Source organism: Deltaproteobacteria bacterium, assembly GCA_016874735.1.
Taxonomy (GTDB): domain Bacteria; phylum Bdellovibrionota_B; class Oligoflexia; order Oligoflexales; family CAIYRB01; genus CAIYRB01.
In genome coordinates this window covers 128,757-140,693 of sequence record VGTI01000001.1, presented here as the reverse complement: position 1 = coordinate 140,693, position 11,937 = coordinate 128,757, and the positions used below count along the sequence as shown (strand labels likewise).

Sequence of the window (11,937 nt, the reverse complement as noted above, 5' to 3'; positions counted from 1 at the left end):
CGATGCCTTTTACCATTGCATCTTCCTTTGAAAGCGCATGCGCATGAAAATAGCGCATGAATTGACCGTCAGCAGAATCGCAAGCAGCACCAATATCCCAGCAGCTGCCGCGACGCGAAACTCATCTTGAGGGCGCGACGACCAGTTGAAAATTTGAATTGGCAATACCGTGAAATCATCCATAGGTGACTCTGGCACAAATGCCATATAGCTCAGAGCACCAATCATAAGTAAAGGCGCGGTCTCACCGACAGCTCGAGACAGGGAGAGGATCACACCAGTGAGAATGCCCGGCAAGGCAGTCGGCAACACATGAGCTCTGATGGTCTGCCATTTAGTCGCTCCGAGTCCGAGTGCAGCCAATCTGACACCATTTGGCACCGTTTTGAGCGCCTCTCGCGCCGTAACGATGATGACAGGTAGGATCAGAAGACTCATGGTGCATGCTCCGGCCAGCAGACTGTGGCCAAAAGCACAAATTCTGACGAAAAGCATGAGGCCAAGCATCCCATAAACTATGGAGGGCACACCGGCAAGGTTGGCTATATTGATATCAATGACACGCCGCCATTTAGTGTCAGCAGCAAATTCTTCCAAATAGACCGCGGCACCCACCCCTACAGGAATGGCGATGACTGCCACTAATCCTGTTAGATAAATTGAGCCGAATAATGCGGCTTTGATACCGGCGCGGCTAGCAATGCGCGAAGGGAAATTACTGATAAAATCCCAACTGAGTCGCGCCCAGCCCTGGCTGATCACGGACTCGAGTAGTACGTATAAGGCCGCTACCCCCAAAAGAGTGGCGGCTAGAGTCAGCAAAAGGAACATGTAACCGACATATTTACGCCGCGTTCTGCGAGGGCGCCATTGTCTTGACTCTAAAGGAACTTGCCGCGACTGGGTGGCGACACCATTGATTGGCGGACTACCTATCGATGCGGATCCCTGGGTTAGTTCATAGTCAGTCATCATTCACCCACAGTCCGGTATTTTTTAACGAGATAAAATGCCAGCATGTTAAAGAGCAAACTGACGACAAGAAGTAACAGGCCGACAGCAAAAATCGACTTATACTCGATGCTACCCTGAGGTGTATCCCCCGTGCTCACTTGCACAATATAGGCTGTGAGGGTTTGGACGCTCTCAAACGGATTCAAAGTCAATTTGGGCGTCGATCCAGCAGCCAAAGTGACGGCCATGGTCTCGCCAAACGCCCTAGAGATCGCCAAAATAAAAGAGGCAACAATCCCGGACAGGGCCGAAGGTATGGTGACTTGGAGAGCCACCTCAGACTTGGTTGCGCCCAAGGCAAAACCAGCTTCCTTAACCGCACGCGGTACCGACTTGATAGCATCATCACAAAGTGATGCCACCATGGGCAGCACCATAAGCCCTACAACGATGGCTGCACTCGCCGCATTAAATACCTCCACACTGGGCAGAAGTCCCTGCAACCAAGGTGTGATCACAGTCAAAGCAAAATATCCGTACACCACCGTTGGTATACCAGCCAATATCTCCAGAACCGGCTTCACTAAATTGCGGATCCAACTAGGCGCAAAGTCATTGAGAAATAGCCCAATCCCGAGTCCAGTCGGTAAACCTATTAAAGCCGCCCCTAACGTCACCCAAAAGGTGCCACAAATAAGCGGCAAAACGCCAAAACTACGCGGCTCGAACATGGGCGCCCAGTTGGTGCCCAGCAAGAAATCGGAAAGCGGCACCTGCGCGAAAAAGCCGATGGCCTCCTCAAACAGCAAGAAGACAATCCCAATGGTGACAACGATACAGAAGAGCGCACATCCGAGGAGCAGTTTTTTGACAACTGACTCTTCGAAGTGCGCTAGTTTTACTCTATCTAACTTCAGAAATGCCTCAGACATAAAACTCATTCTTAGGAACCGAACTCCTCAATCAGTGAGCCGACTCCTGCCAAGCACCCACCTTGCGGGCCTTGTATTTAGCTTTAGACTGCTCCAGCTTGGAGCCAGGCAGCGCCGTGTAGCCTACAGATTTGGCAATCTCACTTGCGTTCTGCAGGTAAAATGCAACAAACCGATCAACTTCTGGCCTCTGCGCAGAGGATTTGTTTACCGTTACGAAGAGTAGACGCGACAGAGGGTAGCTACCGTTTTCGATCAAGGCGTTGCTCGGAACAACTGCTGGCGCTTTACCATCTTTAGATATCGGAACCGCTCTTATTTTAGTCTTGGCTTCCTCGAAGTAACCGTACCCGAAGTACCCAAGAGCATTCGGCTCACCAGCGACGCCACTAACCAGAGTGTTGGTGTCAGAGGCAGCACTGTAATCGTTACGAGAGGACTTAGCCTTACCGACAACCACTTCGGTGAAATAGTCAAAGGTGCCATGCTCCGAGCTTGGGCCGAATAATTTGATGGGCTGATTCGGCCAGGAGGCATCTACATCCTTCCATGTTTTCACCTTAGACCCCGGCTCCCAAATCTTCTTGAGCTGCTCAAAAGACAGTGACTTCACAAAAGTATTCTTGGGATTCACAACAATGGTAAGCCCATCAAGCGCCACTGGCAGCTCAATCAGGTCCACCTTGGCAGCCTTGCATTTATCGACCTCGTCACTTTTGATGGGACGCGATCCACCGGCAAGGTCAAGCTCACCTGCGCAAAACTTTTTATAACCAGCACCAGTGCCTGCCGCACCAATAGTGACGCGAATGTCCTTCTCGACGCCGCGAAACTCCTCAGCAACGGCTTCGCTAATGGCATACACCGTCGATGACCCATCAACCTTAACCGTACCGCTCAGTCCAGCAGCGAATGCAGGAGCTGCAGCGATGATCGTAGCAGAGGCGAGGAATAATCTAGGCTTACTCAGCATTAAAGAACCCTTCTCATTAAGTTGAAGTCCGATCTCGATAGTATTGAGATCTTAGCGCCTTATCTAGAGGTCGTAGTCGTACACCGTATCTCTGGGTAACTGATAAACTAACTATAAAAATTTAGTAAATTTTCTAACTCTGGTGGAACGTGGTGCATCAAGGACTGCATGACTAAGATCACTAGGCCCCGTATACTTATTACAACTACAGCTCTGAAATCAAAGCCAAAATATCCGCATCGGAGGATTTAGCCCATGGCTAGATTAGTCAATATTAGCCGAATGTTAACGGCAATGACGGCCTTTGCCATGGCGGCCTGCGGTATGAGTGGAAACGGCAAGGGTCCCGCCGGCCAAGGAGGCAGCTCAATCGAATCAGCCTTCTACCGCGCTGCCGCAGCTACAGGCATGTCGGCCCGGATGATGATGGCGGTCGGGTACCTAGAATCGAGGCTCTCCGCCACCAATGCTTTGGTGAACTACGGCAAACCAGCAGGCCTCATCGGCACCCCCCCCGCGTTAGGTCGCGGCACTATTATGACCCAGTCAGCCTTCGGAGTGCCTCTGGTAAGTCTCGGGCTTGACGCCAGCAAACCGGAGTCCTTGGAACTCGAGGCACAAATCGACGCCTACGCTCACTGGCTCGAACAGCAATTCAAAGAGGCCGGTGTCAGTTTGAGCCCAAATCCTAACGCGGCTGAGGATAAGTTTTACTGGATATCAAATTTGGCCAAAGTTCATCGACGAGGCATCGATCAGAGACGTAACGTACAGATTCTTTTTGCAAGAGAACTGGTGCAGCTACTGAATCGGGGGTTCATTTGGCAAGATCGTCGCTCGGGCGCCAAATTGGAACTCGCCAAAGAGGGTGAGCGGCTGACGATAGAAAAGTTTCCGGTCAACGGCCAGCAATGGTTTCGTCTTGTGACCCCCAACAGCGGCGCTGACCTAGGGGTGACCCCTTTGCCTTTGGTGCCAGTAGCGATGACCGGAGGAACCAACAAACCCGACCACATCGAGGTCATTCATTGTCCACTCAATCTATCAGCCTGCCTTGAATTACAAACGCGAGCCAATGACAGCGAAGTGAAACTAGCAGGCCATTACATCATCCCCCCCATTCTGCCTAACGATGCCGGCAATGACCCAGTGCTTAATGGGATCTTTCAAGTCGCAGACTACAGCCAAAACCTCACGATCACAGATGAGCAAGGCAGTCTGAAACTGGTAGACGATGCTATTGTCATCGTCCTGACCGGCAACTCGGGGCGCATCCAAGACGGTAGCCGTCAACCAGCCCTGCCAAATTGGCTCACCGACGGGCAGCTCCGCGGTATGGCCCAAGTCATTAGTAACGTCTGCACAGCCATGAGCCAGAACAATCCTAGCGTCAGACGAGAGGAATGCATAAGCATGGGAGGGCCCAAGGGGGTTAGATTTCGCCATCAAGTCGATAGCCGCCCTTATGTGTGGGGTGACATTGCCGATTTTGACTTCACGATCATGCAGGGCTACTTAACGAATCCAGGCGGCCTCAGCACAGACGTCCAATTTGATAGCAATTCAAACGGCCGTGTTTATCAAGCCGGGGAGTCCATGCCGCTCACAGTTTTATTTGATTCCGCGTCGCGGATTCTAGAGTTGGAGCGCCTCGCCCGCTGCCCCAGCGGACGTGTGGTTTGGGAGCCCGTCCGCATAGCACAGGTCCGAGGTCAAACACGCCTGACGACGAACGAAGTTATTCATGACAGCGGCCCCAATCGCAACGGCGAGCAATTTTTTCGGCTGCGCGCGTACGGGAGCGATGGTCATCTGGTCGGGTGGACGATCGGCAACGTGCTTCTGCGCAGCTACGAGAAGGATGACATGTTTGCCTCTGACCGGTACTGTGGGCACGCCGGGTAGCCGGCTAGGGCCACATGAGGTAGCGATTACTTGTTTTCACCGAGGGCTGGTCCATGGGGTCGCGACCATCCTGGCGAGGGGCCACCTCGTTCTTAAGGTTGACGTCAAGATATTCGACGAACGTCGTGTCGCCAGATCCGTTACGTAATTGCAATGTGTTGGGATAACGAGGGTTGATATGCTGAACCGTCATCACATCACCAGCACGGAAATCGTCACTCTTAGTTGATAATAGCTCAACAGTATCCGTAGGTAATGCCTCGTGCAGCTTCGGTGCTGGAGTCCGTTTGAGTGTCTGTACCGCACCTTGCATATCCTGATAATAGACGGTGTAGGGCCGTCGGTCGAATACTAAAGATGCAATATCACTGGCCAATTACCCCCCCAACCCAAGGTTCACAAGGATCCCTTGGCGACTCACCAATGTGAGTTTCGGTACAACCTGAACGAACATTGAGAAAAAAAAGAAAGGCCCAGCAATTACTGGGCCCTACAGAACGCCTCTCAATTTGATCCTTCAAATAATCTCACGACCAGCGATGTAGCCAGTACTGCGCGTGTTGCAACCACAGGTGCGATTGCCAGCCGATTCGAATAACGCTCCGCAAGAGATGCAAGTCCGCACTTTGATGCGGATCGGCGATAAGTTTGCCAATCGGCGAGCATGATTCTTCAGCTCAATATCCTTAACCACCGACGGCGGTAGCCGTTTGACTTTATTAGACTGGTGGTCTTTTGGAAGGTCAAGGTTCATGAGTCCACCCTTCAAAAATAAATACTTACCTTACACTATCAACGTCACGTATAATCGCAGGGTCATTAAATTTCCATAAATGTAGTCAAATGTCAATAATCAAGTTAATAATAGCTTTATGTATTTATGCTTGGAGTATCACCTTAGCTGATGAGGGCATAAAGTCATCGCCCTCGATTCAAGCCGAGCCCATATCTCCGTCTACAGCTCAGCATCACCCGCATTTAGAGCCATACATCGGACACGTGCTCCTGAGTAGTCCCAAAGTACAAGTGGTACTAGCTGGCGTAGCACTCAAACCAAGCCAGGCCCAATGGCAGCCCGCGGTGCTGGCTTTTTTCGCTCTAGACTCCCAGTTTGGTCCACCCGCTTGGGTCAGACGCCGTGCGATTTCGGGGATCGATCTGAGCATAAATCCAGGTCAGTCCTCGCCATCATCGGTACATCAATTGGCACTGGACACTGGCTTAGATGCGGACGGTAAAGGTGCCTTTGCGCGCTTCCTCTATGGCAACAAATCGATCACCAATAGAACGATACAGGTGACGTGGCATCTGGACGCAGCCAGTGGGCGCTTAACCTTCTTACTCGAACCTCAACAAGCTGGACTGACTTCCGCCACACACTCCTGGCAATTACGGTTACTTGGGGTTGGCAGTTACTTGGTCGGACCAACGGTAGGGAGCGGTAAATTCGCGAGCTCAGAGTATCTTTACAGCTATAATGGCACAGACCTGATCTCGGTCATTGGTTATCGTGGACTCATCCTGAAAACCGAACAAAATGCGCTTGAATCAGCCCCAGTTCAGCCGCCACTGGCTCCGCCTGCGGATGGCGTCGAGTTCGACTTGTCGCTCTCGGTCCGTAGCGACAGTTCACTAGCTAGGGTCCGCGCATTAAAACAGTGCGCAGCAGTACACAGCTTCAAACAGCAACATAAGTCGCGCGACGATTTTTGGGGCGCATTATCTGGTTGCGAGACTAACCACGGCACAGCAACCCTATCGATTGATCGGGTCGCAGTTGACCAACAACGAGTGGCGCTCCCTGTATTCCTTTTCAATGCCGCAGGTCAGCCCGTTTCCTACACCGTCGCTCAAACGCACAAGCCCAGCGTGTTGTTACTTCCGGCACCTGGCGACTACTACCTGGCAGATACGCCATACGGACGCCTGATTGAGGGTATCACCCCGATCAAATTAGAACCGGCGAGTTCACACCATCTGACCCTGCCACTGCAACCTACTGGTCGCTTTAATTTAAAGTCTGAACAAATAGGAATCGTTCCCAGACTGCTCGTAATTGAACCAATGGGCCCCTCTGGTTTGGGAACCGGTGTCGTTTTCGATGACTCATCGACTGAAGAGCCGCCGCAAGAAATCGATCGGCAAGTTTGGCTCCTCCGGTCAAAAGTTGCCCAAGCCACATTGAGAGAAGGCAGCTACCAGATAAGCGTAGTCAATGGCCATGGCGGCATCATTTGCCGTCAGCGACTCACCATCGCTGCTGGCGCCCAGAGCACCATGAATTGCACCACGACGTTGCCTGACGCAGCGACGGAATTTGGGTCTAATTTCCTATTCGCTAATATCAATCCGATCGTTGCGCCCGAGGTTAGCCCCAAAGTTCCCCTCAGCGCGGACCTCCGCCAAGCTTTGATGCAAGGTCTAGGATTGGATTTAGCCGGTGAGTCCCTGACTACTGCTCAGAAGAATGGGGCAAGCCTCGATGTTTCGTTTCTCGAGGTCAAAAGTGACCAATTTGACGCACGATTGCGGTACTGGCCTGCAACGATCCAACTGGGAGACCGCTGGAGGCAGGCACAACTTGGTCCCGGCGATGAGAGCTTTAGTCGATTCGTCAAATTTCTTCGAGACGAGGGCGAATCCGGATGGATCGAACTACTTTGCCCCAACGACACATTAGGCACCGAGGATCTTGAGCAAATTATTCGCGACGTTAAACCGACTGCGCTGCAGTTTTTTGGTTGTCGGACCAGCCATGATCATGACGCACTGATTGCACTTTGGTCCAGGGTGAGCACACACTTCGACCCACCCATGCTACTAACGGCGGCGCCTGTGAACTTGCACGATCAGGATGTGCCGTTCCTACCACGTATTGCTATTGCTGCCAGACCCAGTAGCCTGGCGACACCTGTTGACATCTGGACGGCTATGCAAAAACGCAGTTTTTCCCTGAGTGCTGGTGCCACCATTCAGATCAACGGCCTCCATCAAACTGAGGTCAAAAATACTGAGGGACGGAACTGGGAACTGCAAGTAACCGTTACTACCACCCCTCAGGTGCGCGCCCGGGAAATACTAGTTTATTCAGAAAGTGGTTTAATCAAACGAGCCTATCCACCTCACGATTTCGAGCAAAATGGCACCATCACCATTCAGGCCGTGCCGATCGCTCAAAGTAATTGGATTCGTGTGGAATTAAGAGGCACAACGGTGTCCGTGATTAATAACTTTGATAGTTCCGGTGAAACCAGCACTCGATCTGACGAGGCGGTTTTGGCTGCAACTAATTTTAATCCAGTGATACACCATAGGGCTAAACACGAACGCCCTGAGGTACAACATTGAATTTACTTCCCCAGGAAATCATACGGCGCAAACGCGACGGTTTGGCCCTATCTAGCCACGAACTCGCCGAGTTTTTCCAAGGTTTTCTTCGAGGTGAGGTCGCTGACTATCAGATGGGCGCCATGCTAATGGCCGTCACTTTACGAGGCATGGTTCCGCAAGAGACCAGTGATTTGACAAAAATTATGCGTGACTCTGGGCGCCAGCTCTCTTGGCCTTATCCCCGGCATCAGATAGTGGATAAGCACAGCACGGGTGGTATCGGTGACAAAACTTCATTGATCATACTACCTTTGGTTTTGTGCGAGGGTGTCAAAGTACCCATGATGGCTGGGCGTGGCCTGGGCCATACCGGTGGTACTTTAGACAAACTCGAAGCGGTGGGCTGGACGGTTTATCTGACAGAGGAGCAAATTGCCGCCCAGATGGCTACTCTGGGAGGCTGCATCATGGGACAGACTGAACAAGTCGTGCCATTAGATCGCAAGCTTTATGCCATGCGAGACGTCACCGCTACGGTTGAGTCGATCCCTCTTATTGTGGGCTCGATCTTATCGAAAAAGTTGGCAGAGGGAATCGGCGGCCTAGTGCTTGACGTTAAACACGGTACCGGTGCCTTTATGGCGACGCGTGATGCCGCTTATGAATTGGCGCAGCAGTTAGCAACAGTGGGTCGTAGTTGTGGACTGTCAGTCCACTGCACTCTCTCTGACATGAACTCACCACTGGGCACACATGCAGGTAACGCCCTTGAGGTTGCTGAGTGCTGCGAGGTTCTTAGTGGTCGAGGACCCGAAGATACGACAGAGCTGTCAATTCACCTAGCGGCGGAGATGGTGCGTCTCGCTATGCCGTCGCGAGACGGTGACGAGATTCGCGCCAAATTGCGCGGTCATCTTCTGGACGGAACCGCATGGCGCAAATTTTTACAGGTGGCCGAGGCGCAAAATGGTGATTTGGATTTACTACAAGATCCCAAGCGGCTTTATAAGGCACCCGTCAAGAAAGCGGTTGTCGTCTCTGGTGGACCATTTGTAAGTACGATTGATACGCGCCAATTAGGATTGGCCGTATTAGCTCTCGGTGGCGGTCGCAGACTCGTCAACGACCGGATTAACCCCTGGGTAGGACTCACTGGGCTGAAAAGAGTTGGAGCGCGCCTTGACCGAGATGAGCCAGTAGCCATAGTTCACGCCGCCGATGAATCAACTGCAGCTGTTGCCGTCAATATGGTGGGACAAGCCTACAAACTGGGTGAACAAGCGACGGCTCACGTGTTTATTGAGGATATTACTTAATGTCAGTAACTAAACTTGAGACTGAGATTGCAGCTACAGCAACAGCAGTGAAATCTGCCCTTGGAGTCGACCGTCTTCCTCCGACATTAGTTGTACTCGGATCCGGGTTTAAAGGTTTTGAGAACAACCTTTCGGGTTCGACTAGTGTCGAGCTGCAAGAGTTGCCTCACGTTGCGTCACCGAGCGTGCAGGGTCACGGCGCCTCGCTAGTAGCGGGAACAATAGGCAATACGCCTTTAGTAGTGATGACCGGACGCCTTCATCTTTACGAGGGGCTGAGCGCCCATGACATCGTATATCCATTACGAGTTTTGGCAACTTTAGGGGTCAAACGCGTACTGCTCACAAATGCGTCGGGGTCGTTATGCGCCGACGTCCCTCCAGGCACATTAGTCGCCGTCACCGACCAGATAAACATGACGGGAACAAGTTGCCTGATGGGTCCGAAGGGCAAATATTTCGGTAAACAATTTCTAGATATGGCAAGCGCTTGGGACAAATCTTGGCTCGAAAAGATTTGCGCCTTAGATCATGACATCGTCCGAGGTGTGTATGTCGGCGTTCTTGGACCTGCTTACGAAACTCCGGCCGAGGCTCGCATGCTTGCAGGTCTGGGTGCAACTGTGGTTGGCATGAGTACCGTACAAGAGACCATGGCCGCACATCAGCTTGGGCTGAAAGTCGCTTGTTTATCGTTCGTGACAAATATGTCAGGTGGTCTTGGCGAACCATTGACTCATGACGACGTGTTAGACCTTGTGGCTAAAAACCAAGAGCGCCTTCAATCTATTCTCATCAAAGCTGTAGGAGTGTGATTGTGCAAAAACAAATCAATTTCAAACCACTATTTGACGCCTCCAAAATTCAACAAAGAATTACGGAGCTAGGTGCTCAAATCGCACGCGATTACAATGGTGAGCCACTAGTCTGTATCGGCGTACTCAAGGGTGCCGTTATATTTATGGCTGATTTAGTGCGAGCTATCAATCTGCCCCTCTCAATGGAATTTATAGGGGTATCAAGCTACGTTGGCACGGCTTCGACCGGCCATGTACGTCTGACTCACGATTTGACTCGTGATATCACGGGCAAGCATGTACTGCTCATCGAGGATGTCATCGATTCGGGTGTTACCATCGACTATCTTTTAGGCCTCCTAAAGCTCAGAAATCCCAAAAGCCTCAAAGTGGCGACCTTTCTCTCCAAGCCGGAGGCGCATCAAATGCATCACCACCTAGATTACGTTGGGTTCGAGATCAGCCGAGAGTTTGTGATTGGTTACGGCCTCGACTTAGATCAGTACTATCGTAATTTGCCTTACCTGGCACAGGTTACAGACTGAACTGGGCCGCTCACTCAGCTTCGGCGTCCATCGACACAATTTGCTCGACACTGCTACGAATAACGTTCAGGGTTTGTTGCCGATCGGCAGCTTCCAAAGCATTTTCTTCAATGCGCATATTAGCGAGTAAACGCCTTATCGATTTATGTAGCGTTACCGGATAGCCAAGATCTACGAGAATCTGACGGGATTCCATCGCTTCGTTGATCATGTCTCTGAGTTGATTTAACGCGGCGGTGTTGTGGCTCTGCGTCGGAGCAACCCAGAGTAGTAAAGTCATTTTTAATTTCTGCACGAGACTAACTGTACGTGCCGGTCCGCCAACCATATCGCCCACAAACATGGCTGCCAGGAAATTTTGGCGCAGTTCAAAAACTAGACGCGCGTATGGTTCGTAAAGTAGTACGCTTTGCATATATGTCGTAAGCGCCGTTGCTCCGATCGCCCCACTCTCGACCTGCTTTTTGGTCTTGAGACCCTCTTCCAGAAGTTTTTCCATGCCGCGGTCCATCTCGTCTTGGAGACCTGGATCGTTGGAATCCACCAAGTGTATCACTGTTACCAGGGCATAAAGATCCTGCATCCTCGCATCGGAGGACATTGGCGACATCGTCAACTTAGCACCTAAGTCCATGCAGATCCCTTTGATCATGCGCAGGTACTCATTCACGGCATCGTCGCGCTGATTATTCAATTTGGCTTCGTCGTCGCGCCCCTGACCTTTCCACAGCTGAAACTCGAAGGCACGCACGTAACTGGCGGCGTAAACTATTTTTTCAACTTGGCTCTTTGCCGCTCGCATTTTTTCAATGGCAATCGCTCTCAGTTGAGCCGAGGTCCCATGGCGCAAGTCTTGGTAGGTGTTGATTGTGTTCTGATTGAGCGCTTCCGTAGTCGTAGCCATCGACGCAGTGGTTTGCTGCATTGCGGCGGTCTTCTGCTCCATGCGCGTCGTAGCATCACGCATCTCTAGCGTGGTCTTATTCATTTCCACGGTGCTCTTGTGCATCTCGTCCAGGTCGTCCTTAACAGAACAAGCCATGACAAGTGAACAGAAGGCAACCAAGTGCATAAAATTACTAAGCGACATATAGAACCCACCAATCGTCAAAGTATTGATTACCTTGATCTATCGAGCGAGAGGCTATATATCGCCTGGCAACTTAATGGCAAGCTGAAAGCATG

The 11,937-nt window shown here is 51.5% G+C and carries 11 protein-coding genes; 5 read left to right on the top strand and 6 right to left on the bottom strand.

Annotated features, from left to right (window positions below; translation table 11 throughout):
* Positions 1–9: 9 nt before the first annotated feature.
* The 3 genes from pstA to FJ146_00600 are packed head-to-tail and all read right to left on the bottom strand — an operon-like array spanning position 10 to position 2,859.
* Positions 10–972 carry a phosphate ABC transporter permease PstA gene (pstA, locus tag FJ146_00610; GenBank protein ID MBM4250455.1) on the bottom strand — a complete coding sequence of 321 codons (963 nt, stop codon included), beginning with the start codon at positions 970–972 and terminating at the stop codon, positions 10–12.
* Positions 972–1,895, bottom strand: a complete 924-nt coding sequence (pstC, locus tag FJ146_00605; protein MBM4250454.1) for a phosphate ABC transporter permease subunit PstC — start codon at positions 1,893–1,895, stop codon at positions 972–974. Before pstC ends, pstA begins: the two co-directional genes overlap by 1 nt.
* A gap of 22 nt (positions 1,896–1,917) precedes the next feature.
* Positions 1,918–2,859 (bottom strand): PstS family phosphate ABC transporter substrate-binding protein, encoded by a 942-nt coding sequence (locus FJ146_00600; GenBank protein MBM4250453.1) that lies wholly within the window; start codon positions 2,857–2,859, stop codon positions 1,918–1,920.
* A gap of 255 nt (positions 2,860–3,114) precedes the next feature.
* On the opposite strand from FJ146_00600, the gene FJ146_00595 reads away from it, so the two are divergent.
* On the top strand, positions 3,115–4,764 hold the full coding sequence (locus FJ146_00595) for a hypothetical protein (GenBank protein ID MBM4250452.1): 1,650 nt from the start codon (positions 3,115–3,117) through the stop codon (positions 4,762–4,764).
* Positions 4,765–4,768: 4 nt separating this feature from the next.
* Here the strand turns inward: FJ146_00595 and FJ146_00590 are convergent, their stop codons facing one another.
* Together FJ146_00590 and FJ146_00585 are read right to left on the bottom strand one after the other, a co-directional pair.
* Positions 4,769–5,140 carry a hypothetical protein gene (locus tag FJ146_00590; GenBank protein ID MBM4250451.1) on the bottom strand — a complete coding sequence of 124 codons (372 nt, stop codon included), beginning with the start codon at positions 5,138–5,140 and terminating at the stop codon, positions 4,769–4,771.
* Between the two features lie 141 nt (positions 5,141–5,281).
* Positions 5,282–5,518, bottom strand: coding sequence for a hypothetical protein (locus FJ146_00585; GenBank protein MBM4250450.1), 237 nt, complete (start codon positions 5,516–5,518; stop codon positions 5,282–5,284).
* An 89-nt stretch (positions 5,519–5,607) separates the two neighbouring features.
* Here FJ146_00585 and FJ146_00580 point away from each other — a divergent pair, with 89 nt between their 5' ends.
* From FJ146_00580 to hpt, 4 genes are read left to right on the top strand one after another with little or no spacing between them, the layout of a single operon-like run.
* Complete coding sequence (locus tag FJ146_00580; GenBank protein ID MBM4250449.1) at positions 5,608–8,112, top strand: hypothetical protein; 2,505 nt, start codon at positions 5,608–5,610, stop codon at positions 8,110–8,112.
* On the top strand, positions 8,109–9,410 hold the full coding sequence (locus tag FJ146_00575) for a thymidine phosphorylase (protein ID MBM4250448.1): 1,302 nt from the start codon (positions 8,109–8,111) through the stop codon (positions 9,408–9,410). Before FJ146_00580 ends, FJ146_00575 begins: the two co-directional genes overlap by 4 nt.
* Positions 9,410–10,225 (top strand): purine-nucleoside phosphorylase, encoded by an 816-nt coding sequence (locus tag FJ146_00570; GenBank protein MBM4250447.1) that lies wholly within the window; start codon positions 9,410–9,412, stop codon positions 10,223–10,225. Before FJ146_00575 ends, FJ146_00570 begins: the two co-directional genes overlap by 1 nt.
* A complete protein-coding gene (hpt, locus tag FJ146_00565; protein MBM4250446.1) occupies positions 10,225–10,752 on the top strand; it encodes a hypoxanthine phosphoribosyltransferase in 528 nt (175 codons plus the stop codon). Before FJ146_00570 ends, hpt begins: the two co-directional genes overlap by 1 nt.
* 10 nt (positions 10,753–10,762) lie before the next feature.
* Here the strand turns inward: hpt and FJ146_00560 are convergent, their stop codons facing one another.
* On the bottom strand, positions 10,763–11,842 hold the full coding sequence (locus tag FJ146_00560) for a hypothetical protein (GenBank protein MBM4250445.1): 1,080 nt from the start codon (positions 11,840–11,842) through the stop codon (positions 10,763–10,765).
* Positions 11,843–11,937 lie beyond the last annotated feature (95 nt).